We start from the raw sequence: 26,142 nt of genomic DNA, 5'->3' as shown, positions 1-26,142 counted from the left end.
AAGATCGGATCAGTGCGCATCGGCGGACGGCGCAGCGGGCGGCGCCACCTTGCGCATCAACGGCACCATCGCCGTGGCCACCACAAAGCACAGGCCAATGGCGAGGAAGGCGTCCGCGTAAGAAAGCGTCTGCGCTTCGCGATACGCCAGTTGCCACAGCTGATGCAGCGAGCCATTGGTCGCGTCGTCGACGTTCTGTCCGAGCTCGGCGATATGGCCGGTGGTCTGCGCCAGCCAGCCGTTCATCGCTTCGTTGCTCGCGTTGAGATGTTCGGACAGGCGATAGAAATGCAGATTGGTGCGGTCGTTGAGGATGGTCGCGCACACCGCGATGCCGATGGCACCACCAAGATTGCGCATCAGGTTGAACAGGCCCGAGGCGAGCTTGAGCCGGTTCGGTGCGAGGCCGCCCAGGGTGAGGGTCACCGCCGGCGGCACCGCCAGCTGTTGGGCCATGCCGCGCAGGGCCTGCGGCAGCAGCAGTTCGTGTGCACCCCAGTCATGCGTGATCGGCGTGAAGTCCCACATGGAGATGGCGAACACGGCCAGCCCCGCCATCATGATCCAGCGCAGGTCGTAGCGCTTGGCCAGAAAGGTGTAGAGCGGAATGCTGAGGATCTGGAACACGCCGGTGGAGAACACCGCCTCGCCGATCTGCAGCGCGCTGTAGCCACGCACGCGGCCGAGGAACAGCGGCGTGAGATAGATGGTGGCGAACAGGCCGATGCCGGTGACGAAGGAGAAGAAACAGCCCAGCGCAAAATTGCGGTCGCGCAGTGCGCGCAGATCAACGACGGGATGATCGTAAGTCAGGCTGCGCGCAATAAAGCCCACGCCCGCCAGCCCTGACAGCCACGCCGTGGTGAGGATCACCTGGTCGCTGAACCAGTTCCAGCGCGGACCTTCTTCCAGCGTGTATTCCAGGCAGCCGAGGAAGATCGCCAGCAGCACCATGCCGAGGTAGTCGGCGTGACGCAGCAGGGAATAATCCGAGCGGTCGATATTGACCAGCATCGGCACCGCCACCGCGACGAAGATGCCGGGCACCAGGTTGATGAAGAACAGCCAATGCCATGACGAGTGATCGGTAATCCAGCCGCCCAGCGTGGGCCCAAGCGTGGGCGCCAGCGAGGCGATCGCGCCAATGGTCGCCGCCGCGATCACGCGCTGCTTGTTCTGGAAAAACACGAAGGCGGTAGTGAACACCATCGGGATCATCGAGCCGCCCAGGAAACCCTGCAGCGCGCGGAACACGATCATGCTCTTGATGTCCCAGGCCATGCCGCACAGCATGCTGGTGATGGTGAAACCGATCGCCGACGCAGCGAACAACCAGCGCGTGGACATCACGCGCGACAGCCAGCCCGACAGCGGAATCACCACGATTTCCGCGATCAGATAGCTGGTTTGCACCCAGGCCGTTTCATCCGCGCCCGCCGACAGGCCACCGCCGATATCGCGCAGCGACGCGGACACGATCTGGATGTCGAGCAAGGCGATGAACATGCCCACGCACATGCTGGCGAAGGCGAATACTTTCTGCGCGACGCTGAGCGCGGCCGGATCGATGGGCCCGCTCAGCGGTGCGCTGGCGGCATGAGCGCTCATGGCGTGGCGACCCTGCCGCGCGTGTCCACGTCAGCCACCACGGAAAGACCGGGACGCAGCACGCCCAGTTCGTCGTCCTTGCTGTCCAAGACCACGCGCACCGGCACGCGCTGCACGACCTTGGTGAAGTTGCCGGTGGCGTTCTCCGGCGGCAGCACGCTGAACTGCGCGCCGGTGGCCGGGGCGAGACTGGCGAGATGGCCGTGGAATACGCGGCCAGGCACGACGTCGGCGCGAATTTCCACGGACTGCCCGGCCGTCATGCGGGCGAGCTGGTCTTCCTTGAAGTTGGCGTCCACCCACAGGCCACGCGCCGGCACTACCGACAGCAACTGCGTCCCCGCCGCGGCATAGGCGCCGGTGCGTGCACGGCGGTTGCCGACGACGCCATCCACCGGTGCGCGCAGCTCGGTATAGCCTTGATTGAGGCGCGCAATGTCTTGTTCGGCCTTCGCCTGCTGCAAGGCCGCGCGTGCCTGCTGCTTCTGCGATTCGATCACGTCGATCTGGCGCTGCGCGGCGACCAGCGAGGCATCCGCCTTGTCCGAACCGGCGCGCGCCGTCTTGTACGTGGCATCGGCGCGCTGCGCGCTTTCGATCGACACCGCCGAGCGGCTGGAGAGATCGCGGTAACGCGCTTCGTCGTCACGCGAGCGCTGCGTTTCGGCAGCGGCCGCCGCCACGCTGGCCTGCGCCTGGCGGATCACTGCCAGCTGCAGTTTTTCGGTGGCGTCGAGATTGGCGAGCAGGGCTTCCTGCGCAGCGACTGCACCATCAGCCTTGGCGAGCGCGGCGCGATAGTCGCGATCATCGATCTTCACCAGCAGGTCGCCGGCGTGCACCACCTGGTTGTCAGTCACCGCGACCTGCGTGATATAGCCGGGCACCTTCGGGCCGATCACGGTGACATCGCCACCGACATACGCATCGTCGGTGTCTTCAATAAAACGGCCCACGCTCCACCAGTGGCCGCCATAGATCACGCCGGCGATCACCGCCGCGCCGATGGCGAGCCTGAGCAGCTGCTTTTTCCGGCTGCGGGGGGCGGATTCCGTAACGGCGGGTGCGTCCGCTCGCTCGGCAACGGTGACGGCATTCATGGGAGTGACTCCGGAGACTTGGGATGGGAAAGGGTTTGCAGGGCTTGCGCCCGTGAATTTCGAAATTCGATGCGCGCTCGCATGCGCTCGCTGGCGGCGGGGCCGGCGCGCAATTCGTGGCGTTCGCGGGTGATGGGTTCGCCGGTCTGGCGATCGACCAGCACCGGTTCGACGATGTGCCCCAGCTGGCGATCGATCAGCTCGATGGCCTGGCCTTCCTCGGCGAAGTGCCGGTTGCCCCAGGCCATCATCGCCAGCAGCACCGGGCGGAAATCGCGGCCGCGTTCGGTGAGCACGTATTCGTGGCGCACCGGACGGGTGCTGTAGCGGCGGCGCTCGAGCATGCCGGTTTCCACCAGCATCGCCAGGCGGCGGCTGAGGATGTTCGGCGCGATCCCCAGGCTGGTCTGGAAATCGTCGAAGCGCGTAAAGCCATAAAAAGCGTCGCGCAGGATCAGCATGCTCCACCACTCGCCCACCCGGTCCAGTCCGCGGGCGATCGGGCATTGCATGTTTTCGGCGGTGGTGTGGCGCACGGCGACGGGCCCTACTGCATTAGATGACGATCATCATATAAATGGTAACTTGCGAAATGCAAGTGACTTTTTGTGAGGGCGGCGTGAAGGGCGCCGATGCAAAAAAAATTCGGCCGCGCCCTTGAAACTGGCGAGTACTCGAATTATATGATTTTGGTCATATAAATAATCACCGTTCTCTCCCACCCCGCTACCGGACACACCATCATGAAAATCCAGGGTTCCACTGTCTTCATCACCGGCGCCAACCGCGGCCTCGGTCTCGCCTTCGCCAAGGCCGTGCTGGCCGCCGGCGCGCGCAAGGTCTATGCCGCTGCGCGCGATCCGTCCACCGTCACCCTGCCCGGCGTCGTGCCGGTCAAGCTGGACGTGACCAACCCGCAGGATGTCGCCGCCGCTGCAAAGCTGGCTGCGGACGTGGACATCGTGATCAACAACGCCGGTATCACCGGCGGCACGCCGCTGCTGGACGCGGCCGATGGCGAGGGCAACCTGCGTCGCATCATGGAAACCAATCTGTACGGTGTGTACGCGGTAAGCGCCGCCTTTGCGCCAGTACTGAAAAAGAACGGCGGCGGCGCCCTGGTGAACATGCTCTCCGCCCTGAGCTGGCTGAGCCTGGACAGCACCAGCGCCTACTCGGTGACCAAGGCCGCCGCATGGGCGCTCACCAACAGCTTGCGCATCGAGTTGCGCGCGCAGGGCACCCAGGTGCTCGGCATCCATGCCGGCTACATCGACACCGACATGGTCAGCCATGTCGATGCGCCCAAGACCAGCCCGGCCGATATCGCCGCCCGCACCCTGGAAGCGCTGGAGCGCGACGACGCCGAAGTGCTGGCGGACGACACCGCCAAGCACGTGAAGGCAGGCTTCGGCGCCACGCCGGCGGCTTACCTGGGCGGCTGATCGGCGCCCACGCCGTAGAAACATGCCAAAGACCAGTGGACGGCCATAAGGCCGTCCATTCGGTCGCGAATGGCAGCTTTTCGTTGCACCGCAGTACTGGACGAAAAAGCCCGAGGGAGTCACGCTTACCGTCTCCCCAAGTGCAGGACCGTCCATGAGAACACCCGCCCGTGCCGCCCCGACCTTGCTTGCTGACCTTGGCGGCACCAACGTGCGATTTGCACTGGCTGATACGGGCCGCGCGAACCCGTTGATGGAGGACAGCGTGCGCCGCTACCGGGTCAAGGATCACGACTCGCTGGCCGAAGCCATGCGCGAATACTTCAAGGACACGGGGTTCACCGCACAGCGCGCCATCATCGCCGCCGCCGGTCGCGTCAGCGAAGGCGAAACGGTGAAGGTCACCAACAATCCCTGGCAGGTCGCGGCGCATGCGCTGCAAGCGGAGCTGGGCATGGAAGCGGTGCACCTGGTCAACGATTTCGCCGCGCAGGCCATGGCCGTGCCGCTGCACACCCGCGATCAGCTGTCCTCGGTCGGCCCGCAGCCGATCACCGAACTGGGCACGCGCGAAACACAAACGTTTGTCGTCGTGGGTCCGGGCACCGGTCTTGGCGTGGCTGGCCTGATGCGTCGCGAAGGTCGCTGGATGGTGCTGGAAACCGAAGGCGGCCATGCCGGCTTCGCCGCGCACACCACCGAAGACGTGGAGATCCTGCATCGCCTCAACTCGCGCTTCGGCCGCGTCTCCAACGAACGCATGATCTGCGGCAACGGCCTGGTGAATCTTTACCTCGCCCTGGCCGACATCGCCGGCCAGCCGCCGGAGGAATACACGCCCGAAGACATCACCGCGCGCGCCGAGTCGGGCAGCGATCCGCTGTGCGTGCGCACGGTGGAAACACTCGCGGGCATTTTCGGCAGCGTGGCGGGCGACCTGGTGTTGAGCCTGGGCGGCTGGGACGGTGTCTATCTCACCGGCGGCATGCTGCCGATCCTGCTGCCGTGGCTGAAGCATGGCGGTTTCCGCGAGCGCTTCGAAGCCAAGGGCCGCTTCCGCGAGACCATGGAGCAGGTGCCTACCGTCGCCATGATGCATCCGGATCCGGGTTTGCTCGGCGCCGCCGCACTGGCCGTGCTCGACGCCGGCAAAGCGCTGGTGCCCAACGGCTGAATGTCGTCAGCCGTTGGCGGTGCTCAACGGTATTGGCGCGTCACCACGAGCTTGCGGCCACCGTCGGGTCGATCGGCAAAATAATCGAGCATGGCGACGCCCGTAGTGTTTCGGGCGATCGCCGTGTTCTCGACAAAGGCGGCGCGCGAGCTACCACTGCCGCAGCTCGCTTCGGCACCGTTCGTGCCCAGCGGTGCGAGACCGCTGCTGCAGGCCTCCTGCACCACACGGCCGCTGAAGATCAGATGCGCATAGCCTTCTTGCGCAGTCGCCGTAGTCGCAGCCACGCATGCTGCCAAGCCTGCCGTAGCCATCAGCCTGTTCGTGTTCATTGAGATTCCCCTGTTCGCGTTGATGGTGTCGCCGCACGCGCGATCGGCCGGGGATGTGCATATTTGCGAGGATCGCCAACGGCGCTGCGCCATGGAGCAAGCGCGCCTCGCCTTGCGACGACGTGCGCTCCCCGCCCCCGGCCAGAGTCGCTCGTTCGACGACGCCCACGTTAGGCAGGCCGCGGAACGTTTTCTGTCAGCCGACATCCAGCCCTACATGGCTTCGTGCGTTGCATCACGCTTCCAGGAAGCGCCCGGCGCGAGTGCTACGCTTTAGCACCCTCCCCCAGCTCGAGCGCCTCCCATGCCACGCAGCGATACCGCCTTCCTGTTCGATCTCGACGGCACCCTGGTCGACAGCGTCTACCAGCACGTATTGGCCTGGAAAGAAGCGCTCGATCGCGAAGGCGTGGAGCTCTCGGTATGGCGCATCCACCGCAAGATCGGCATGAGCGGCGGCCTGTTCGCCAACATCCTGCTGCGCGAAACCGGCATCGAAATCACCGAGGAACGCCTCACCCGCCTGCGCACGTGGCACGCCGAGGCGTACAACCGCCAGGCCACGCAAGGCTCGGTGCGTCCGCTGCCGGGTGCACGCGAGTTGCTGGCCTTCCTCACCGACGCGGAAATTCCCTGGGCCATCGCCACCAGCGGTCGCATGACTACCGCCGCGCACAATCTTGAAGCGCTGGGTGTGGATCCTTCGAAAGTCCCGGTGGTGACGCGTGACCAGGTGCGCCACGCCAAACCCGATCCGGATCTTTTCATCGCCGCCGCGCAACAGCTGGGCATCGACATCCATTACAGCCTGGTCATCGGCGACAGCATCTGGGACATGCTGGCCGCGCAGCGCGCTCGGGCGCTTGGCGTGGGGTTGCTGTCGGGTGGTTATGGTGAGGAAGAGCTGGAAGATGCCGGTGCGTTTCGTGTCTATGAAGACCCGGCGGATCTGCTCAAGCACATCGACGAAGTGGTGGCGCGCAGCTGAGAAGCGAGGAGTGAGAGAAGAGGAGCGAGAGTCAGCGGGCCTGCTCCCGCCTCACTCCTCTCCACTCACTCCTGTCTCTTAACTTGCTCCTCATGTTTTCCGGCGATTCATCGCCCCGCAGACACTTGCGCTAGTCTCGGCAGAGGATCCGTAACACCTGGAGGGCTCATGCGCCGTTTCCTCGCCCTGCTTCCCCTCGCGCTGCTCGTCGCGTGCTCGCCCTCGTCGCCACCGCCCGAACAGAAACCACCCGCGCCCAAAGCCACGGCAATCAGCACGCCCGACAACGCCGAACTCGGCTCCCCGCAGTGGTACGAATGGGTCGACGACCGCCTGCACATCACCGACGACGGCCACGGCCCCGACCGCGGCTCCTCGGAATGGAACACCGCCGTTCAGCACAAGCTGGGCCAGGAAGCCCCGCAATCACCGCTGGGATCGCCGCAATGGCAGCAAGCAGTGGATTCGCTGTTGCGCACCAGGCCGGCGATGTAAGGCACCTGGCGAAAACCTTGTAGGAGCGCACTTGTGCGCGACCATCCTACGGAGCGGTACACCGCAGCGTGCTGTCGCGCACAGGGTGCGCTCCCACAAGAGAGAGCTCCAGCCAGCGAGTATTCGTTAGAACCGACAAGCCGCTAGTTGTAGGAGCGCACTTGTGCGCGACAAACCTACGGAGCGGTACACCGCAACTCTGCGGTCGCGCACAAGGTGCGCTCCTACAAGGGAGCTGCATGCCGGCGAGTGACTGTTAGAGCCGACAGGTCGCTATTTGTGGGAGCGCACCCTGTGCGCGACAAACCTACGGAGCGGTACACCACGGCGTGGCTGTCGCGCACAGGGTGCGCTCCCACAAGGAAACGCAGGGCGCTCCCCAAGAGGAGATATCGAGGGTTACAGACTGCCGATCAACCAGGCGCCAACAACGCATCCAAATCGGACTGATCAAAACTCAACTTCTCGCGCGTACCGCCGCCCTCGAGCACCGCCTCCGCCAGCTCCGCCTTGCGCGCCTTCAACTCCTCGATGCGCTCCTCCACCGTGCCGCCGGTGATCAGGCGGAACACGAACACCGGCTTGTCTTGCCCAATGCGATGGGCGCGATCAGAAGCCTGCGCTTCCGCCGCCGGATTCCACCACGGGTCGTAATGGATCACGGTGTCGGCTGCGGTGAGGTTGAGGCCCACGCCGCCGGCCTTCAGCGACAGCAGGAACAACGGCACCTCGCCTTCCTGGAACTGGCGCACCGGCTCAGCGCGGTCGCGCGTTTCGCCAGTGAGCGTGACGTAGCGAATGCGATGGCGATCCAGCTCGTGCGCAATCAGCTTGAGCATTTCGGTGAACTGCGAGAACAGCAACACCTTGCGGCCTTCCGCCAGTAGCGCGGGCAGCATGTCCATCAGCAATTCGAACTTCGCCGAATCGCGCACGCCGCGTGCCGCTTCCAGTTTCACCAGGCGCGGATCGCAGCAGACCTGACGCAACTTCAACAACGCATCGAGCACGACGATGCCGCTGTGCGAAATGCCGCGCTGAGCGATGACCTCGCGCAGTTCTTCCGCCAGCGACAGGCGCAGGCTTTCGTAGAGTTCGCGCTGACGACCCTCGAGGATCACGCGACGCGTGATCTCGGTCTTCGGCGGCAGCTCGCTCGCCACCTGCGACTTGGTACGACGCAGGATGAAGGGCGCAAGGCGGCGATTGAGTCGATCCTGGCAATCGGTATCGCGATGACGTTCGATCGGCACGCGATAGTGACGGCGGAACGCGCCTTCGTCGCCGAGCAGGCCGGGCACCGACAGATCCACCTGCGACCACAGTTCGCCCAGGTGATTTTCCAGCGGCGTGCCGGTGAGGCAGATGCAACGTGGCGCGCGCAGGCTGAGCACAGCGCGGCGTGCCTGCGTGCGCGGGTTTTTCACCTGCTGCGCTTCGTCCAGCACGATCAGCGAGAACGGTTGTTTGCGCAGCGACACCACGTCGCGCGGCAGCAACGCATAGCTGGTGAGGATCAAGTCGTGCGTGGCGATCTGCGAGAAGTCGCCACTGCGCTGCGGACCATGCAACGCCAGCACGCGCAGCGCAGGCGCAAAGCGCGCCACTTCGGCGAGCCAGTTCGGAATCAGGCTGGTCGGCACCACCACCAGCGCCGGCTCAGTCAGCGCGCCGCTGTCTTTCAGCGACAGCAGATGCGTGATCAGCTGCAGCGTCTTGCCCAGGCCCATATCGTCCGCGAGCACACCGCCCACACCGGCTTCGGCCAGCGCATTGAGCCAACGCAGGCCTTCGCGCTGATACGGACGCAGCTCGACGGTGAGGCCTTCGGGCACCACATCGCTTGCGCGCTCGGCGGCGTCACGCAGTCGTGCGGTGAATCCACGCAGAGCGTCAGGCGCGACGAGTTCGCCACCGGTAGGCAATGCCTCGACCAGTTCTTCCAGACGGCCAGCCTGCACGCGCGGCAGATGGAGCTTCTTGCGCGGACGTTCGAGGTACTCGGCCAGCGGCGCCAGCAAGCCTCGCAGTTCTTTCAGACGCACCGGCACACGGCGACGTTCATCGACCGGCGCGTACCACACGGCGTCTTCCGGCTCGTTCGGCACCGGGCTGAGGTTCAACTGATGATCGGCCAGCGCCTGCGCCACGGCGGGCAGCAGGTTGTGGCGCTTGCCTTCCACTTCGATGCCGATTTCCAGATCGAAGGCGTGGTCGTCGGTGTCTTCCACCGCATTGCCGTACCAGCGCACCGGACCTTCGAGCACTTCGAACGGGAAGCTCGGCGCGTAGTCGAGTACGAAGCCTTCCACTTCCAGCTTGGGTCGCAGCGCCAGCCAGCGTGCCGGCGTGTTCACTTCCAGCGCGCCTGCGTAGCCCTTGCCGGGGAACAGCCAGGCATCCTCGGGCAGCGTGTCTGCGAGATCCCAGGGCAGGCCTTCGGTATCCACACCGGGCGTGAGGCCGGCGCGTTCCAGCTGTTCCATCGCCGAGAGTTCTTCTGCACGGCGGCGGATGATTTCCACCAGATGCCCATTGCGCACACGCCGCACCAGCGGCTCGCCTCCGCGTCCGGGCAGACGCTCGCCCGCGTAGTCAAAGTTGAGGCGCGCATAGGCCAGTGGTGGCGTGCCTGCCGCCAGACGGGCATGGCGGGTGAGCGCGTGCAGGGTCAGTACCGGCTTGGGCGACAGCTCCGCACGACGCAGCTCGCCCAGCACCTGCGGCAACGGCAGGCGATGCGAAAGGCGGCTACCCGGCAGCGCGTCGCGAAGTATCTGGCTGTATTCGTGCTTCAGCGCCGGCAGGTCGAGCCAGGACGTTTCTTCCAGCGGCGCATCCAGATGGCCCATCTCCGCGCGCTCGGCATCGAGGTACCACAGCGCATCGATGCGCAGCACGCGGTGATTGGCCGGCATGCACGGCATCAGGCGCTGGCTGCCGTCGTTCTCCAGGTGCCATTGCCAGTTGAGCTGATGGCCCTTGCCGCGCGACAGGCGCAGGCCGGCCAGGCCGCCGAGGAAGCACGGCGTGGTGTCGAGGATTTCCGCCAGCAGCGCATCGCCCACGTGGCCTGACAGGCGCGCATAGGTGCGGCTCTTGCGCAGGGTCTGCGGCAGGCCGAGCACCGTGGCTGCCAGGCGTTGTTCATGCGGCTGCAGTGGCTGTTGCGACAGGTGTTTGCTGTCGAACGGCGTCGGGCGCACGTAGCGGGTCTGGTCGGCCATCGCCAGCAGCACCGGCGCCACATCGACATGCGCGTAGGCCACGCCCTCTTCCGGCACCACATCCAGGAAGAAGCCCAGCACCAGGGGCTCCGCTGGCGCGAGCGGTGCCGCCTGCGCCAGCAGCTTGCGCCAGACGCCGGGCAGCGGCTCGCTGACGGCAGCGTCGTCGCGTTGCGTGTGTCGTTTATCGTCCGGTGACTGCATGCGCATTCGATCCAGGGCGACCAAAAGATTCAGCTTAGCAAGGGTCTTGCGTGCGTGCGCGTCTCACGCACCGGTTTTTTCAAACCGATGCGCGTTTGGATGACGGAACCGTTCAGCGTCGGCGACGGAACGATGGAGCAACGGCTTACGCCGACGGAGTAAACAGGCCGTGCGGATATTCCGGCTTCTGCTCACGGCTCATCAGGCGCTTGAGTCCTTCGGCTGGCGTCACCTCGCCATGCAGCACGGCGCGCACGCCGCTGCTGATGGGAAGGTCCAGGCCGTGCTTGGCGGCCAGTCGCGCCACTTCGTCGGCGGTGAGCACGCTCTCCACCACCTGGCCGATCTCGCGCACAGCCTCGTCGATGGCCTTGCCGCGACCCAGCGCCAGGCCGAGGCGACGGTTACGCGAAAGATCACCGGTACACGTGAGCACCAGATCGCCCAGCCCGGCCAGACCCATCAGGGTTTCCGGCCGCGCACCGAGCGCCATACCCAGGCGCAGCATTTCGTTCATGCCGCGGGTGATCAGGCCGGCGCGCGCATTGAGGCCCAGATCCATGCCGTCGGCCACGCCGGTGGCGACAGCCAGCACGTTTTTCATGGCGCCACCCAGCTCGGCGCCGAGCACGTCGCTGCCGGAATACGCGCGGAAGTTCGGCGCGTGCAGGATCAGCGCCATTTCATGGGCGAACGCGGCGTCGTCCGAATGCACGGTGACGGCGCTGGGCATGCCCGAGGCCACTTCCTTGGCGAACGAGGGGCCGGTGACCACCGCCGCTGCGCGGCCCGGGAAGCGCTCGGCCACCAGTTCATGCAGGAAACGGCCGGTGCCCGGCTCAAAGCCCTTGGTCGCCCAGGCAATGCGCGCGTCGGGCTCCAGGTGCGGCGCCATCTCCTCCAGCATCGAGGCAAAGGCATGGCTGGGCACCACGATCAGCACGACCTGGGCGCCGCGCAGCGCGGCGGCCAGATCCGCTTCGTAGTCCAGCTCAGCCGGCAGCTCGACGTCGGGCAGATAGCGCTGGTTGCAATGGGTTTCGGCCATCGCCTTCAGCGCGGAGGCGTCACGCCCCCACAGCCGGGTCGGCACTTGATTGCGGGCGGCCAGGGCCGCCAGGGCGGTGCCCCAGGAACCGGCACCGAGTACGGCCAGGGTCGGACGCTCAACCATGAGCACAGACTCTTGGATTAGCTGTTGAGCGTCGGGACGGCGCTGCCGCCGAGGATGCGGCGCTGCTGTTCGGCATACAGCGCGTCGAAGTTGATCGGCTGCAGCAGGAACGGCGGGAAGCCGCCTTCCAGCACCAGCGACGACAGCATCTGGCGGGCGTACGGGAACAGCAGGTTCGGGCAGTAGCTGTTGAGGATGCCGGCCAGGTCTTCTTCGGAGAAGCCGGAAATGCCGAACACGCCCGCCTGGTGCACTTCGGCCAGATAGGCGGTGCGGTCGTTCAGCGAGCAGGTCAGGGTGAGGCTCAGCACCACTTCGTACAGGTCATTGCCCATGTCGGCGGACTTCTGGCCCAGGTTCAGCTGGACCTGCGGCTGCATCTCGGTCTCGCCCACTTCCTGGAAGATCTGCGGGGCGTTGGGCGCCTCGTAGGAAACGTCCTTGATGTAGATCTTCTGCAGCACCAGCTGGGGCTGGCCGGCCTGGCCGTTGGCGGAAACGTCTGCCATGGGGTATTCCTCGTAAGTGTTCGGTGCGTGAAAACGCAAAGGGTTTAATTGTTCCATACATCCCCGCGGCCCGCCATGCGCCCGGAGCCCCGGTTGAGCAAATATTGCGCACCGGCCTGTATTTCTGGGAGAATAGCCGGCTCGACCATGCCGACCCGATCCATCGGGCACGTCCGCCACGCGATACGGACCTCACGGCAGGCACGAAAAGCACCATCTCCAGCATCGCGAGGCCTTAGGGCCGCTGGGCCGATGCCGCCCTGGCTAACGGGTGGCAAACGCGCCTTTGGGCGCCTAACAGGAGGTCATCATGGCCCGTATTTGCCAAGTCACCGGAAAGGGTGTGCAGACTGGTAACAACGTCTCGCACGCAAACAACAAAACTCGCCGCCGCTGGTTGCCGAACCTGCATGAGCGCCGCTTCTGGGTCCCGAGCGAAAACCGCTGGGTGAAGCTGCGCGTTTCCAACCATGCCCTGCGCACGATCGACAAGAACGGCATCGAAGCCGTCCTGGCCGACCTGCGTTCCCGCGGCGAAAAGATCTGAGGATTGAGCCATGGCTAACAGCAAGCAAGACAAGATCCGCCTGATCTCTTCGGCCGGCACCGGCCACTTCTACACCACGCAGAAGAACAAGAAGAACACCCCGGAAAAGTTCGAGTTCAAGAAGTACGATCCGGTGGTCCGCAAGCATGTGATCTACAAGGAAGGCAAGATCAAGTAAGCCCTCGGGTTTAGTTGACGCTTCCACGAAAAACCCGCCGAAAGGCGGGTTTTTTGTTGCCCCGGCCTTGACTGCCCGACCCGCGGCAGCAAGGAGGCGAAGCCCGCACCCTTGCCCTGCTTCGCCTCCTTTCCGATGATGGCACGGCATGGCATCCCCTATCGCACTGTTCCATTCGCTGCTGGACACTACCGACTGGTCCCGTCTGGCACCGGCGGTGCAGCGCATGCACGCCGAGGGCAGCGTGATCGAAGCGAGCGGGCGGGCTGAAGTCGACGGCGCGCGCCACCTGTTCGCCCGCCTGCTGCGTCGGCTGCTGACGCTGCCCGAGCCCGGACATGACCAGCGCATCGCACTGACCATCGAACGGCATGCCACCCATGAGCGCTGGACCCGGCGTTTCGCGCGGGGCTGCATGCGCTCGACCTTGCATCCGGGCGGACCGGCCCCGCTGCGGGAAGCACTGGGACCGGTATCGCTGCATTTCAGCTTGCAGGGCAACCACGACGCCATCGACTGGCAGCTCCACCGCGTCACCCTCCTTGGCCTGCCGGTTCCACGCGCACTGCACGGCCGGGTGCGCTCGCGCAGCGGCGCATGCGATGGCCGCTATACCTTCGACATCGATGTGCACCTGCCCCTGCTGGGGCATTTGGTCGCCTATCGCGGCTGGCTGGAGATCGACCATGTCCGCTGAGTTCGAGCATCCCGTGATCGTCTTCGATGGCGTCTGCGTGCTGTGCAGCCGATGGGTGGATTTCATCCTGCGCCACGACCGCGCCGGCAGCCTCCGGCTGGCGGCGATGCAGGGGACGCAAGGGCGCGCCCTGCTGCTCGCGCACGGACTGTCACCCGACGATCCCGCCTCCTTCCTGCTGGTCGATGACGGCCACGGTTACAGCGATACGGACGCCATCGCACGCGTTCTGGAGCATCTGGGCGGTCGGTGGCGTGGCGTCGCCGCCACTTTGCGCATGATCCCCAGGCCGTTGCGCGATCCCGCGTATCGCTGGATCGCGCGCCATCGTTACCACCTGTTCGGCAAGCGCCAGCAATGCCGCCTGCCCGAACCGGAGCAGGCCTGGCGTTTCATCGACTAGCCCCTGTGGGAGCGCACCCTGTGCGCGACAGTCACGCTGGGGTGTATCGCTTCGTAGGTTTGTCGCGCACAGGGTGCGCTCCCACAGTAGATCTGCAGCTCTCGGCTCCGGCTCTTGGCTCCGGCTCTTGGCTCTTGGCTCTTGGCTCTTGGCTCTTGGCTCTTGGCTCTTGGCTCTTGGCTCTTGGGGGGTCCCCGTATGACGCGGCGGGCGGGTGGAGGAAAGCCCGAAGGGTGGCCGCAGGGATGCGGCCAGTTTTTCGACAGGACAGGGATGTCCTGTCGAAAAACCCCGGAGCCCGACCGCGCACCTGGAGGGCCAAAGGCCCGGAAGGCGCGTCATCCGGGGGGCCCTTCTCTTTGGTTACTTTCTCTTGGGCAAGCAAGAGAAAGTGACCCGGCCTCCGGCAGGAGGACGGAAGCCCGCGGCAGGCGAACAAGCTAGCGAACACGCGACAACCAAATACCGAGGCTCTTGATCCGGGCGACTTAAGAACGACGAATAGAAACGTCCCCGCGAGCACCCGCCCCTCACCCCAGCCCTCTCCCCGGAGGGGAGAGGGAGCAGAGCGGCCCGCCTGGTCATCGCCTCGCCCACAAAAAAGCCCGCCTTTCGGCGGGCTTCTTCATCCAATCAGTGACACCGCTTACGCGTTCGCCACCGAATAACTCTTCAGGCGACCAGCAAACTCCTGCAGCGCGCGGATACCGCTCTGCTCAGCCTCGGCGATCCACTGCTGCAGACCCTTCAGCGCCTGATCGGCACCACGCTGCTCCATCAGAGCGGCAAGGCGATTGCGGAAATCACAAACGGTGCTGAGCGTCGGGCGCTTGGCCAGCACCGCCTGCATGCGATCACGGCCTTCGCTGTCCAGCCAGCGGCCACCATCGGCCAGCGCGCGACGCATGCGGCGCGGCACCGACTTGATGCTGTCGCCGGCGTGCTGCGCTTCGTCGCGCATGGTCGGGATGATCACGTTGCGGTAGTAGTCGGTCATCGCGGCGAAGCGATGGGTCAGCACGCCCTTGAGCGTCTCGGCATCCGGCAGGTGCACGTTCGGGCGGACGTCCAGCGTCGGCGCCACGCGCAGCACCTTGGCCAGGCCCACGGCGCGCAGGGCGCAGATGGCGGCCCAGCCGATGTCGAACTCCCACTTGCGCAGGGCGAACTTCGCCGAGCTCGGGAAGGCGTGGTGGTTGTTGTGCAGCTCTTCGCCACCGATCCAGAAACCCCAGGGAATGAGGTTGGTCGCGGTGTCGGCGCTTTCGAAATTGCGGTAGCCCCACCAGTGGCCGATGCCGTTGACGAAGCCGGCGGCCCAGAACGGGATCCAGATCATCTGCACGGCCCACAGGGCAGCACCGATCACGCCGAACAGGGCGAAGCTGATGAACAGCATCAGGGTCGGGCCCCAGTACGGATGCGCGCCGTAGAGATTGCGCTCGATCCAGTCGTCCGGGGTGCCGCGGCCGTACTTCTCGAGGTCTTCCTTCACTTCGCTGGCGTCGCGGTACAGCGACACGCCATCCCAGAAGACCTTCTTGATGCCGTAGATCTGCGGGCTATGCGGATCTTCCTCGGTCTCGACCTTGGCGTGGTGCTTGCGGTGCACCGCCACCCACTCCTTGGTGACCATGCCCGTGGTGAGCCAGCCCCAGAAGCGGAAGAAGTGCGAAATAGACCAATGCAGGTCCACGCCGCGATGGGTCTGGCAGCGATGCAGGTACAGCGTCACCGTGAAAATGGTGAGCTGCGTCATGACCAGCATGTAGACCAGCATGGTCAGCCAACTGGCGTGCGTCAGGCCGTTGGACAAGAAATTGAGTACTGCATCTAGCATGGGAAACACCCAGGTGTATGAAAAGTCAGTCTAAACGAGGGGTTTCCGTACCCGCCAGCATGGACCAGCAAAATATTGTCGCACCCATTTGCGGCAACAAAGTTAATGTGCTGTATCGCCCATCGGCGCCCTCTCCCGGTTGTATGAATTTGGGGCCGCACTGACAATCATGCAATGACCGCGCCTACCGCTGTATTGCAACTGGATCACATAACCCGACACCGCGCGGGACGCGCCGCCGTCGCCGATCTCAGCCTGACCCTGGATGCGGGACAGGTGCTGGGTTTGCTCGGGGTCAACGGCGCCGGCAAGAGCACCACCCTGGCCATGATCGCCGGTGCGCTGACGCCTGACAGCGGCGCCATCAAACTGAACGGGAAGGACTTTCTGGAGCATCCGGAGCTGGCCCAGCGCGGCATCGGCTGGCTGCCTGAACGTGCCCCGCTGTGGCCGGAACTGACCGTGCTGGAACATCTGGACGCGCATGGCCGCCTTCGCGGTCTGGCCGGCGCGGCGCTGGCCAAGGCGCGCCAGCGCATCGTCGAACGCCTGGAACTTGGCGCGCTCTCGCGTCGGCTGGCTGGCGTGTTGTCGCAGGGCCAGCGTCAGCGCCTCGGACTCGCCTGCGCGCTGCTGCACGAGCCCTCGCTGCTGGTGCTGGACGAACCCGCCAATGCCCTCGATCCGGTGCAGGTCGCTGCGCTGCGCACCGTGATCCGCGAACAGGCCGCGGCCGGCACCGCCGTCATTCTTTCCACGCATCTGCTGGCCGAAGTCACCGCGGCCTGCGATCGCGTGGCGATCCTGCACGAGGGGCAGCTGCGCTACGACGGCCCCATCACCGACGACGACCACAAGATGCTTGAGCAGACCTTCTTCGATATCGCCCTGCGCGGCGGCGACGGCAACGACAAGGCACGGGCCGCATGAGGGTGCTCGCCGTGACGCGGCTGGAGCTGCGCCGCCTGATCGTTCGCCCGCTCGCCTGGGTGCTTGCCGCGTTGACGCTGGCGCAACTGGCCTGGCGCTTCACTTTGTTGCTCGGCGGCTTTCTGGCCGGGCAGATCAAGCTCGCCGCTTTGCCGGGCGGCCCCGGTTATACCGATCTGGTTGGCGTGCCGATGCTGAGCAGCATCCTCACCGGCGGCATCCTGCCGTTTGGCGTGGTGGAGCTGGCGCTGGTGATCGTGCCGCTGCTCACCATGTCCTCGCTCGCTGGCGAACGCAGCAACGGCACGTTGCCGTTGTGGTTCGCCGCCGGCCTGCCAGCTTCGCGCATCGTGCTGGGCAAATACCTGGCGCTGATGTTGTGGCTGGTGCTGTGGCTCGCGCTAGCCCTGGCGATGCCGCTGAGCCTTTCGCACGGTGTCACCCTCGACTGGGGCAAGCTCGCCGCGGCATCGCTGGGCGCGCTGCTGACGCTCGCTGCATTGGCCGCGATCGGCGTGGCAAGTTCCGCCTACGCCTCGCACGCCTCCATCGCCGCCACCATCGCGCTCACCGTCGGACTGGTGCTGGCCGGCATGAATATCGCCGTGCAGAAAGCCGGTGCGACCAGCGGTGTATTCAACTGGCTGGCCCTTAGCGGACATCTTGAAGACATGCTGCGTGGACTGGTGTCGTTGTCGGATGTCGCGTGGTTCGTGCTGGTGATCGTGGTGGCGCTCGCTCTCGCCACGCAACGGCTGGCTGCCGAAAAGGAGCGTGGCTGATGGCGCGCTTTTTCCGGCATCTGAATGGATGGCTATTTGCGTTGGCGCTGTTGCTTGCCGCAGGTGCCATCGGTTATCTCACCACGCGCCATGATCATGTCAGCGACTGGACCTTTGGCGGGCGCGCCAGCCTGTCGCCGGAAAGCCGCGCGGTGCTGGCGACCTTGCATGGCCCGGTGGAAATCGTCAGTTACGCCAATCCGCAAGGCGATCTGCGCCACACCGTGGCCGGCTTCGTCGAACGTTACGAGCGCGCCAAGCCCGACCTGACGCTGCGCTTCGTCGATCCACAGCAGGATCCTGCCGCGATGCGCGAGCTCGGCATCACGGTGGATGGCGCCTTGATCCTGCACTACCAGGGCCGCGAGCAGCGGCTCGATGAGCTGTCCGAGCGCAGCCTCACCAATGCGCTGGAGCGCCTGGCGCGCGGCGGCGAACGCATCGTCGCGTTCGTGTCCGGCGATGGCGAGCGTCGCGCGGACGACAAGGGCAATGCCGACCTGGGCATGTTCATGGCGCAGATGGAAGGCCGCGGCATGCGCGCGGTGCCGCTGAACTTTGCGCAAGTCACCGCCGTACCGCAGCACACCGACCTGGTCGTACTGGCGAGCCCCGAGCTGGCCTTGCCCGATGGCGCGGTGAAGGCGCTGACCGATTACGTGGGCAACGGCGGCAACCTGTTGTGGTTGAGCGAACCCACCAATGACGACCTGCATCTGGCGCCGCTGGCCGATGCGCTGGGCATCCGGATTTTGCCGGGCGTGCTGGTCGATGGTCAGGGCGCCGCGCTGGGTTTGAAGGATCCGCGCATGCTGGCGCTGGGCGACTATCCGCAGCACGCGATCACGCGCGGCTTTCAGTTGACCACGCTGTTTCCGCAGGTGTCTGCGCTGGCGATGGCGGCGCGTACCGATTGGAAGGTGGCGCCGTTCCTGCGCTCGAGCGCACAGAGCTGGACCGAGTTCAAGCCGATCGACAATGCGCAGAGCTCCAGCATCCAGTACGACGCCAGCGCCGGCGAGCTGAAGGGTCCGCTGGATTTTGCCTTTGCCTTGAGTCGTCTCTCACCGAGTCCCGACAAGGCCGAGCAACGCGTGGTGGTGATTGGCGATGGCGATTTCCTCTCCAACACCTTCCTCGGCAACGGCGGCAATCGTGCGTTGGGTGAACGCATCTTCGATTGGCTGCTGGGTGACGATGCCCTGGTGAACCTGCCGCCGCGCGGCGCGCCCGATCGCCTGCTGCAGATCACCCAGGCGCAGCTGAGCAGCGTCACGCTTGGCTTCCTGGTGGTGTTGCCGTTGTTGCTGCTGCTGATCGGCGGCTTCATCGTGTGGCGCCGTCGTCGCGCATGAAGCGGGCGACCCGACAGCGCCTGTGGCTTGCGGCAGGCATCCTGGCGATCATGGCGATCGCCGGATGGCAGTGGCGGCAGGATCGTGCGGAGGCTAGCGGTACCTTGCTGACGCTCGATCCCTCGAGCGTCCACGACATTTCACTATCTTTGGGCAGCGGCAATACCGAGCACTTCGCTCGCCGCGACGGCCACTGGTGGCGCACCGATGGCACGCCAGCCCGTGCGGACGATGGCCGCCTCGGCGAGCTGGCCGACACGGCAGCCGCGGCAGTGCTGAGCTGGCGACCGCTGCACGACTTCGATCCAGGCAAGATCGGACTGGCCACCCCGATGGCGGTGCTGACGCTGGATGGCCAGCGCCTGGAATTCGGCGAAACGTCGGTCACGGGTCCGCAGCGCTATGTGCGCGTGGGCGACCGGGTGGCACTGATTTCGGTGCGCTATACGCCGCGCGGCGCGACTGGCGAAGCGAGGAAGATCAAGGAGTGAGAGAGAGCTTTCCCGGCCTTTTCTCACTTCTCACTCCTCTTCACTAACTCCTGCCCCACCCCGGCGTACCTTGCACCGTCTCGCAGACTCCCCATATGGGAAAGCAAACCTCGACAGGAGCGATGTCATGAGCAAGCAGGCGATCGGCGTAGTGGGCATGGCCGTGATGGGCAGCAACCTCGCCCTGAATATCGAAAGTCGCGGTCACGCCGTGTCGATCTACAACCGGCATCGCGAACGCACCGATGAAGTGGTCAAGGACAATCCCGGCAAGAAGCTGGTACCCACGTTCACGCTGGAGGAATTCGTCCAGTCGCTGGAAAAGCCGCGTCGCATCCTGCTGATGGTCAAGGCCGGCGAGCCCACCGACGCCACGCTCGCACAGCTCAAGCCCCTGCTCGACAAGGGCGATATCGTCATCGACGGTGGCAATACGTTCTTCAAGGACACCATGCGCCGCGAGAGCGAGATGAGCGCGGCTGGACTGCACTTCATCGGCACCGGCGTGTCCGGCGGCGAAGAAGGTGCGTTGCACGGACCGTCGATCATGCCGGGCGGCCCGCGCGAAGCGTACGACCTGGTCGCGCCCATCCTCACCGAGATTGCAGCGCGCGCGCCCGATGGCGATCCCTGCGTGGCCTATATGGGCCCGAACGGCGCCGGCCATTACGTGAAGATGGTGCACAACGGTATCGAGTATGGCGATATGCAGCTCATCGCCGAAAGCTATTCGGTACTGCATAACGTGCTCGGCCTGACGAACGAAGAATTGGCCGAGGTCTACGCCGATTGGAACAAGGGTGAACTCGACAGCTACCTGATCAGCATCACCGCCGACATCTTCACCAAGAAGGACAAGGACACCGGCAAGGCGATGGTCGACATCATCCTCGACCGCGCTGCGCAGAAAGGCACGGGCAAGTGGACCAGCCAGAGCGCGCTCGATCTTGGCGTGCCGTTGCCGCTGATCACTGAGTCGGTGTTTGCGCGCCTGCTTTCGTCACTCAAGGAAGAGCGCGTCGCCGCCAGCAAGATTCTCAAGGGACCGGCACCGCATCAGTTCGAAGGCGATCGCAAGGCGTTTATCGAAGCCGTGCGTCGTGCCTTGTATCTCAGCAAGATCGTCTCGTACGCACAGGGCTTTGCGCAGTTGCGTGCGGCATCGGACGAATACCAGTGGAATCTGCCGTACGGCACCATCGCCCGCATCTTCCGCGCCGGCTGCATCATTCGCGCGCGCTTCCTGCAGAAGATCACCGATGCGTACGAGCGCGACCCGCAGGTGAAGAATCTGCTGCTCGATAGCTATTTCCGCGACATCGCCGCCGAGTACCAGAGTGCGTTGCGTGACGTCGTGGCCGCGGCCGTAAAGGCTGGTGTGCCGGTGCCGTGCTTCTCCTCCGCGATCGCCTATTACGACGGTTATCGCGCCGAAAACCTGCCCGCCAACCTGATTCAGGCACAACGCGACTTCTTCGGCGCGCATACGTTTGAGCGGGTGGACAAGGAAGGGAGCTTCCATAACGACTGGGGTTGAGTTGGGGATCGAGGCGATCCTGTAGCTCCGCGGTCGCGCACAGGGTGCGCCCCCACAAGGTGACGTCTCGCCTGTAGGAGCGCACCCTGTGCGCGACCGCGGACTATCAGGAACCTCAGTACTCGCCACCGCCGCCCCACCCAACCGAGACCTGCAGTGCCCGAACTACCCGAAGTCGAAACCACCCGCCGCGGCATCGCCCCGCATCTGATCGGACGCCGCGTCACGGGCGTGACCCTGCGTCGCCCCGACCTGCGCTGGCCGATTCCGCCGGAGATCAGCACGCAATTGCCCGGCCAGCGGATCGAGGCGGTGGAGCGGCGCGCGAAATATCTGCTGCTGCACACCCAGGTGGGCAGTGCACTGCTGCACCTTGGCATGACCGGCGTATTGCGCGTGCTTCCGCCGGATGCCTTGGTCGGCAAGCACGATCATGTGGACATCGCACTGGAACCGACCGCCACCGAGGGGCCACGCGTACTGCGTTTCACCGACGCACGGCGCTTCGGCTGCCTGCTCTGGCAGCCGCCCGGTGAGACGCACGAGCTACTGGAAAACCTGGGCCCCGAGCCACTCACCGATGATTTCGACGGCGACCTGTTGTGGCGCATGTCGCGCGGACGCACCGCTGCGGTAAAGCTGTTCCTGATGGACAACGCCGTCGTGGTCGGCGTCGGCAACATCTACGCCAGCGAAGCGCTGTTCGCCGCCGGCATTGATCCGCGCAAACCCGCCGGCTCCGTCTCGCGCGCACGCTACGCGCGACTGGCAGGCGAAGTGAAACGCATTTTGGCCTGGGCCATCGAACGCGGCGGCACCACGCTGCGCGACTTCATCAACCCCGATGGCGCGCCGGGGTATTTCTTTCGCGAGTTGCAGGTGTATGGGCGCGAGGGCGAAGCGTGTCGGGCGTGCCGGACGCCGGTGAGGCAGGTGGTGTTGGGGCAGCGGTCGACGTTCTGGTGTCCGAAGTGCCAGAAGTAGTTCGAGGGTTTTCTTTGGGACCGGCAAGCGTTTCTGCGCCGCGCCGACGCATAGAAGACTCAAAACTTCTCCTCGGGCCCAACCCTTCAGCTATCAGCACGCTGGCTTGTCTGTGGGAGCGCACCCTGTGCGCGACAGCCACGCTGCGAGGTGCCGCTCCGTAGGTTTGTCGCGCACAGGGTGCGCTCCCACAAAAAGCAGCCGGCAACGCCTGATCCGCGACTCATACGCGCACGCCCCTCCTGTAGGAGCGCACCTGTGCGCGACCGCAACGAGTGGGTGTCTCGCTCCGTCAGGGGGTCGCGCACAAGTGCGCTCCTACAAGAGAGCTGCTCGGGCCGGCAGCACCCGCCCCTCACCCCAACCCTCTCCCCGCAGGGGAGAGGGAGCAAAGCGGCGGATTACTCCGGCCAGCGAAACTCCACAAACGTATTGTTGAAGTCCGGATCTTCCAACCCGCCGCCCAGAGTGGCCACCAACGACATCCCGTCGGCCTCCAGCTCCTGCCCCTCGGCAAAACGCGCACCAAGCGCCTCCAACTCTACCAACCGCTCACACAACAAACCCGCCCGATCGCTATCAGCCTCAGGCACATGGCGAATACTGACGTCAGGGCGCCCGAACTTGCGCATGCCGCGCGTGTGAATCCAGTAAGTCCCATTGGGCTCCGCATCGCGAAGTATCAACAGATGATTGCGGATCGGCGCGCCGTCGCGCACGACGAAGTGCCTGCGCCACGTGTCGGCGTCGTAGAGGTTGAGCGTCTGCGGATCGAGGATGGCCACGCCGCCCATGTCGAGCAGCGCCGCGAGCACGCCCAGCGTGTCGCGCAGATAACCCGTATCGGCGCTATCGGGCAAACGGCCGCGAATCACCAGCACTTCCGGTGCATCGATAGCCTGCCGGTAAGCCTCGGGCGCGCCATCCTTGAACATGCGGCCGATGCTGCCGCGCAAGGGATAGCCGTCCCACTGGCGCAGCTGCGCGTGGTTATGGCTGGTCATTTCCACGCCATCGGGCAGGCCTTCGCTGCCGTAATCGAGCGAGGGCGCCCGTCCCGACTGGAATTTCCCGAACACATAGAACTGCAACAGGATGTCTTCGTTGCTCGACTGCCAGTGCGGACGTTGCCAGGCGGGAAAAGGGATCTTCGACATGCCGTTACCATTCCTTAGATGAGTGCGAAACGCTCAATGCCCTTCGCCCAGCGGCAGCACGGGCTGCTGCAGTTCTATCCTGCCGTGTCCTTCCGTAATGTTCTTGAACTCGGCGCGACTCACCGAGACATAGCGGTCGTTGCCGCCGATCTCAACCTGCGGGCCTTCGGTGACCGCACGGCCCTGTTCATCCACGCGCACCACCATGGTGGCCTTGCGGCCGGTATGGCAGATGGTCTTGATCTCGTCCAGGTTGTCGGCCCAGGCGAGCAGGTAGCGGCTGCCCTCGAACAGCTCGCCGCGGAAATCGGTGCGCAAGCCATAGGCGAGCACCGGGACGTTGAGCTTGTCCACCACGTCGCTCAGCTGCCACACCTGGGCCTTGCTGAGAAACTGCGCCTCGTCGACGAACACACAATGCAGCGGGCCGCGGGCGGCGATGTCCGACTGCACCAGGGCCAGCAGGTTTTCTTCCCCGCCGAAGCGCACGGCGTTGGCCTTGAGGCCGATGCGCGAGGCCACCACGCCCTCGCCGTAGCGGTTGTCCAGCGCCGGCGTGAGGATGAGCGTGCGCATGCCGCGCTCGTGATAGTTGTAGGCACTCTGCAGCAAGGTCGTGGTCTTGCCGGCATTCATCGCCGAATAATAGAAATAAAGCTTGGCCATGACGGTTCCTGTGGCGGGGTGCTGATGTTACCCGGTTGACCGCTGGCCTTCAGCGCCTATTCCTTGTCCAGCGGCGTGGTACCCCCGCTGAACTGCGCATGGGCCTGCGCCAGCCGGTAGTGGCGATCGCCGCTCCACCGTCGCCACTCGCGCAGGGTGAGCGCCCGGTACACACCCTTGAACGCGAGTATGCGTATCCAGACCTTGAACGAGTCGAACACGTCGCCCGCCAACATCGAAATGATGCCCTGCTCGATCTGGAACGTATTGCGCGGCGAACTGAACACCTGGCGCATGATCGATCCGTTGAAGCGATAGATGAAGAACGCAAACCGCTTCATGCCGCGGCGCTGGCGACGTTCCAGACGGCGTTGCAAGGCCGCCTCGCGGGTGGGATCGCGCAGCGCCGCATCCACCACCTCCACCGCCTGTTCCGCCCCGCTCATGGCGAGGTACACGCCGGAGGAGAACACCGGATCGAGGAACGCGAAGGCATCGCCGATCAGCACCCAGCCAGGACCGGCCATGCGTGCCGAGTCGTACGAGTAGTTGCCGGTCACGCGCACTTCGTTGTCGATCAGTTCGGCGTGTTCGATGCGCTTCCACAGGGCCGGATTCTGGCGCAGCGTTTCCAGCAGGAAATCGGTGCTGCGGCCGCGGCGCTGCTTGAGATAGTCGGGCCAGCACACCGCGCCAACACTCATCACGCCGTCGGGCAGGGGAATCATCCACATCCAGCCGTGATCGAAGCGGTAGATGCTGATATTGCCGGCGTGTTCGCCGGCCCGGTATTGCGCGCCGCGAAAGTGGCCAAAAATGGCTGCGCTCTGATGTTCGGCGTTCTTGCGCTTGAGCTTCTTCTTGCCGGCAAGAAACGCATCGCGGCCGGAGGCGTCCACCACATAGCGTGCAAGGACGGCGTACTGCTCGCCCTGATCGGTGGCCACCTGCACGCGCCAGTCATGCCGGCCACGCTCTTCCACGCCGCGCACCTCATGGCCTTCGCGCGTATCCGCGCCGCTGCTGGCCGCGTGGCGAAACAGCATCTGATCGAAATCCTGCCGCCGCACCTGATAGGCATGCGGCGGGCTGTTGCCGAGGGCGCGGGCGAACTCGAAGGTGATGTAGCCGGCCTCATTGTCGGCCTCAAAATCCGCACCCGGCTTGAACACGCCCAGTGCGCGGACCTGGTCCAGCACGCCCAGCCGCTCGAAGATCGGCAGATTCATCGGCAGCAGCGATTCGCCGATATGAAAACGAGGGTGGTGATCCTTTTCCAGCGCGATCACCTTGTAACCGCGCCGCACCAGCAGTGTGGCCGCCGTGCTGCCGGCGGGCCCGCCGCCGATCACGACCACGTCGCACTGCTGTTCGGTGATTTGTTCGCCGTCCGTCATGCCGTCACCACTTTACCTGTGCTTAGTTGAGGATCGACGCTACATCAACGGACACTGTACCGCGCGATGCGCGCCCGTTTTCATCGCCGAGACATTGAAATACAGCTAAGCCGCGGGAACAACCGCAACCTGGTACGGCGCTAGGCAGCGGGGTGCGCCGGGTTGCGAGGCGGCGCCGGCACAGGTTCGGGTTCGCCCACGTTGACGCGGCTGTTCATCTGCAGCTGCCACTGCAAATCCTTCACGTCCAGGTATTCGGCGGTGTTCATGTGCAGCGCCTTGTCGAACTTGCTGAAGTCTTCCACGGCGTTGTCGCCGTAGGTCGCGCTGCCGCTCCCCAGCCAGCCGACGTGGCTGCCGGTGACCTGGGCGCGGCTGGCGCCGATTTCGAGCGTGAGCCGGCGGGCACCGACGGCATCGCCGTAGTCGGCTTCGAGCGTCGGGCGCAGTTCGCGCGCCTTGGCACGCTCCGCATCGCTCAGCTGATCCCAGTAGAGCTGGCGCTGACGCAGCAACTCGGGATAGCCGCGGCTGGCGGCAAGCTCCATCCATGCATGAGCCAGCGGGCGATCCTGGGCCACGCCATCGCCCGTCCAATACATCACGCTCACCAGCGACTGCGAGGTCTTGTCGGCATAGCGCGATGCCAGGCGGAAATAGTGGAAGGCGTCGCGGTGGTGGCCCTCGCTATACGCTTCCTGGCCTTTGTAGCGATAACGCAGGTCGCTGTGGGCGTCGACGAACAGGCGCGACTCCATGCCACCGAGCAGCTCGGTGTCGCGCTTGATGTCGGTGGCATCGGCAGCCTGCTGTGCCCATGCATGGCTGGCGCCTGCCAGCGCCAGGATCACTACGCCGAAAGTCGCCAGTCTGGCCATCTCACGCTCCGGTGATGCGCAGGTGCCGGCATGTCTCGACCTGC

At 65.0% G+C, this 26,142-nt stretch carries 26 protein-coding genes; 14 read left to right on the top strand and 12 right to left on the bottom strand.

Annotated elements, in window-relative coordinates; genetic code table 11:
• Window positions 1–9: 9 nt before the first annotated feature.
• Genes AC1DKY_RS01815 through AC1DKY_RS01805 form a run of 3 tightly spaced genes read right to left on the bottom strand, consistent with a single transcriptional unit; the run spans window position 10 to window position 3,244 of the window.
• Window positions 10–1,608: a DHA2 family efflux MFS transporter permease subunit gene (locus tag AC1DKY_RS01815; RefSeq protein ID WP_441602044.1), complete on the bottom strand. Its 1,599-nt coding sequence runs from the start codon at window positions 1,606–1,608 to the stop codon at window positions 10–12.
• Entirely contained in the window at window positions 1,605–2,708 is a 1,104-nt protein-coding gene (locus AC1DKY_RS01810) for an HlyD family secretion protein (RefSeq protein ID WP_441602043.1), read from the bottom strand. Before AC1DKY_RS01810 ends, AC1DKY_RS01815 begins: the two co-directional genes overlap by 4 nt.
• Window positions 2,705–3,244 (bottom strand): winged helix-turn-helix transcriptional regulator, encoded by a 540-nt coding sequence (locus tag AC1DKY_RS01805; RefSeq protein WP_441602042.1) that lies wholly within the window; start codon window positions 3,242–3,244, stop codon window positions 2,705–2,707. The genes AC1DKY_RS01810 and AC1DKY_RS01805 overlap by 4 nt, the downstream gene beginning before the upstream one ends.
• 207 nt (window positions 3,245–3,451) lie before the next feature.
• Between AC1DKY_RS01805 and AC1DKY_RS01800 the strand changes: the two genes are divergently transcribed.
• Together AC1DKY_RS01800 and glk are read left to right on the top strand one after the other, a co-directional pair.
• A complete protein-coding gene (locus AC1DKY_RS01800; RefSeq protein WP_441602041.1) occupies window positions 3,452–4,153 on the top strand; it encodes an SDR family oxidoreductase in 702 nt (233 codons plus the stop codon).
• Between the two features lie 154 nt (window positions 4,154–4,307).
• A complete protein-coding gene (gene glk / locus AC1DKY_RS01795; RefSeq protein ID WP_441602040.1) occupies window positions 4,308–5,327 on the top strand; it encodes a glucokinase in 1,020 nt (339 codons plus the stop codon).
• 23 nt (window positions 5,328–5,350) lie between these two features.
• Here glk and AC1DKY_RS01790 read toward each other — a convergent pair whose 3' ends face one another.
• Window positions 5,351–5,659: a hypothetical protein gene (locus tag AC1DKY_RS01790; protein ID WP_441602039.1), complete on the bottom strand. Its 309-nt coding sequence runs from the start codon at window positions 5,657–5,659 to the stop codon at window positions 5,351–5,353.
• A 304-nt stretch (window positions 5,660–5,963) separates the two neighbouring features.
• Between AC1DKY_RS01790 and AC1DKY_RS01785 the strand changes: the two genes are divergently transcribed.
• Both AC1DKY_RS01785 and AC1DKY_RS01780 read left to right on the top strand, forming a co-directional pair.
• Entirely contained in the window at window positions 5,964–6,647 is a 684-nt protein-coding gene (locus tag AC1DKY_RS01785; RefSeq protein ID WP_441602037.1) for an HAD family hydrolase, read from the top strand.
• A 168-nt stretch (window positions 6,648–6,815) separates the two neighbouring features.
• A complete protein-coding gene (locus AC1DKY_RS01780) occupies window positions 6,816–7,142 on the top strand; it encodes a hypothetical protein (RefSeq protein WP_441602036.1) in 327 nt (108 codons plus the stop codon).
• Between the two features lie 413 nt (window positions 7,143–7,555).
• Here the strand turns inward: AC1DKY_RS01780 and AC1DKY_RS01775 are convergent, their stop codons facing one another.
• The 3 genes from AC1DKY_RS01775 to secB all read right to left on the bottom strand — a co-directional run bounded on the left by AC1DKY_RS01775 (window position 7,556) and on the right by secB (window position 12,256).
• On the bottom strand, window positions 7,556–10,573 hold the full coding sequence (locus AC1DKY_RS01775) for a DEAD/DEAH box helicase (protein ID WP_441602035.1): 3,018 nt from the start codon (window positions 10,571–10,573) through the stop codon (window positions 7,556–7,558).
• Between the two features lie 145 nt (window positions 10,574–10,718).
• Window positions 10,719–11,747 carry an NAD(P)H-dependent glycerol-3-phosphate dehydrogenase gene (locus AC1DKY_RS01770; protein ID WP_441602034.1) on the bottom strand — a complete coding sequence of 343 codons (1,029 nt, stop codon included), beginning with the start codon at window positions 11,745–11,747 and terminating at the stop codon, window positions 10,719–10,721.
• Window positions 11,748–11,764: 17 nt separating this feature from the next.
• Entirely contained in the window at window positions 11,765–12,256 is a 492-nt protein-coding gene (gene secB, locus AC1DKY_RS01765) for a protein-export chaperone SecB (protein WP_441602033.1), read from the bottom strand.
• Between the two features lie 310 nt (window positions 12,257–12,566).
• On the opposite strand from secB, the gene rpmB reads away from it, so the two are divergent.
• The 4 genes from rpmB (at window position 12,567) to AC1DKY_RS01745 (ending at window position 14,081) form a co-directional block, all read left to right on the top strand.
• On the top strand, window positions 12,567–12,803 hold the full coding sequence (gene rpmB, locus AC1DKY_RS01760) for a 50S ribosomal protein L28 (protein ID WP_046971178.1): 237 nt from the start codon (window positions 12,567–12,569) through the stop codon (window positions 12,801–12,803).
• Between the two features lie 10 nt (window positions 12,804–12,813).
• Window positions 12,814–12,981, top strand: a complete 168-nt coding sequence (gene rpmG / locus AC1DKY_RS01755; RefSeq protein WP_008211962.1) for a 50S ribosomal protein L33 — start codon at window positions 12,814–12,816, stop codon at window positions 12,979–12,981.
• Between the two features lie 148 nt (window positions 12,982–13,129).
• On the top strand, window positions 13,130–13,678 hold the full coding sequence (locus tag AC1DKY_RS01750; protein WP_441602032.1) for a DUF4166 domain-containing protein: 549 nt from the start codon (window positions 13,130–13,132) through the stop codon (window positions 13,676–13,678).
• The gene (locus AC1DKY_RS01745) at window positions 13,668–14,081 is read left to right on the top strand and encodes a thiol-disulfide oxidoreductase DCC family protein (RefSeq protein ID WP_441602031.1); all 414 of its coding nucleotides are present in this window, start codon (window positions 13,668–13,670) and stop codon (window positions 14,079–14,081) included. The genes AC1DKY_RS01750 and AC1DKY_RS01745 overlap by 11 nt, the downstream gene beginning before the upstream one ends.
• Before the next feature lie 646 nt (window positions 14,082–14,727).
• Here AC1DKY_RS01745 and AC1DKY_RS01740 read toward each other — a convergent pair.
• The gene (locus AC1DKY_RS01740) at window positions 14,728–15,921 is read right to left on the bottom strand and encodes a DesA family fatty acid desaturase (protein ID WP_121883323.1); all 1,194 of its coding nucleotides are present in this window, start codon (window positions 15,919–15,921) and stop codon (window positions 14,728–14,730) included.
• Between the two features lie 174 nt (window positions 15,922–16,095).
• On the opposite strand from AC1DKY_RS01740, the gene AC1DKY_RS01735 reads away from it, so the two are divergent.
• From AC1DKY_RS01735 to mutM, 6 genes are all read left to right on the top strand, one after another.
• Window positions 16,096–16,851, top strand: coding sequence for an ABC transporter ATP-binding protein (locus AC1DKY_RS01735; protein ID WP_441602030.1), 756 nt, complete (start codon window positions 16,096–16,098; stop codon window positions 16,849–16,851).
• Entirely contained in the window at window positions 16,848–17,633 is a 786-nt protein-coding gene (locus tag AC1DKY_RS01730) for an ABC transporter permease (RefSeq protein WP_441602029.1), read from the top strand. Before AC1DKY_RS01735 ends, AC1DKY_RS01730 begins: the two co-directional genes overlap by 4 nt.
• Window positions 17,633–18,988, top strand: a complete 1,356-nt coding sequence (locus AC1DKY_RS01725; protein ID WP_441602028.1) for a GldG family protein — start codon at window positions 17,633–17,635, stop codon at window positions 18,986–18,988. Before AC1DKY_RS01730 ends, AC1DKY_RS01725 begins: the two co-directional genes overlap by 1 nt.
• On the top strand, window positions 18,985–19,479 hold the full coding sequence (locus tag AC1DKY_RS01720) for a hypothetical protein (RefSeq protein WP_441602027.1): 495 nt from the start codon (window positions 18,985–18,987) through the stop codon (window positions 19,477–19,479). The genes AC1DKY_RS01725 and AC1DKY_RS01720 overlap by 4 nt, the downstream gene beginning before the upstream one ends.
• A 127-nt stretch (window positions 19,480–19,606) precedes the next feature.
• Complete coding sequence (gndA, locus tag AC1DKY_RS01715; RefSeq protein ID WP_441602026.1) at window positions 19,607–21,016, top strand: NADP-dependent phosphogluconate dehydrogenase; 1,410 nt, start codon at window positions 19,607–19,609, stop codon at window positions 21,014–21,016.
• A gap of 156 nt (window positions 21,017–21,172) precedes the next feature.
• Complete coding sequence (mutM, locus tag AC1DKY_RS01710; protein ID WP_441611571.1) at window positions 21,173–22,000, top strand: bifunctional DNA-formamidopyrimidine glycosylase/DNA-(apurinic or apyrimidinic site) lyase; 828 nt, start codon at window positions 21,173–21,175, stop codon at window positions 21,998–22,000.
• A 401-nt stretch (window positions 22,001–22,401) separates the two neighbouring features.
• On the opposite strand, the gene AC1DKY_RS01705 is transcribed toward mutM, so the two are convergent.
• The 4 genes from AC1DKY_RS01705 to AC1DKY_RS01690 form a co-directional block, all read right to left on the bottom strand.
• Entirely contained in the window at window positions 22,402–23,157 is a 756-nt protein-coding gene (locus AC1DKY_RS01705) for a hypothetical protein (protein ID WP_441602024.1), read from the bottom strand.
• A 33-nt stretch (window positions 23,158–23,190) separates the two neighbouring features.
• The gene (locus AC1DKY_RS01700) at window positions 23,191–23,823 is read right to left on the bottom strand and encodes a thymidine kinase (protein WP_441602023.1); all 633 of its coding nucleotides are present in this window, start codon (window positions 23,821–23,823) and stop codon (window positions 23,191–23,193) included.
• Between the two features lie 56 nt (window positions 23,824–23,879).
• Window positions 23,880–25,220 (bottom strand): NAD(P)/FAD-dependent oxidoreductase, encoded by a 1,341-nt coding sequence (locus AC1DKY_RS01695; RefSeq protein WP_441602022.1) that lies wholly within the window; start codon window positions 25,218–25,220, stop codon window positions 23,880–23,882.
• Between the two features lie 140 nt (window positions 25,221–25,360).
• Window positions 25,361–26,098 carry an SEL1-like repeat protein gene (locus AC1DKY_RS01690; RefSeq protein ID WP_441602021.1) on the bottom strand — a complete coding sequence of 246 codons (738 nt, stop codon included), beginning with the start codon at window positions 26,096–26,098 and terminating at the stop codon, window positions 25,361–25,363.
• Between the last annotated feature and the right edge of the window lie 44 nt (window positions 26,099–26,142).

The sequence above is a fragment of the Dyella sp. 01N448 genome (assembly GCF_056399225.1).
This window is presented reverse-complemented; position numbering and strand designations above follow the sequence as displayed.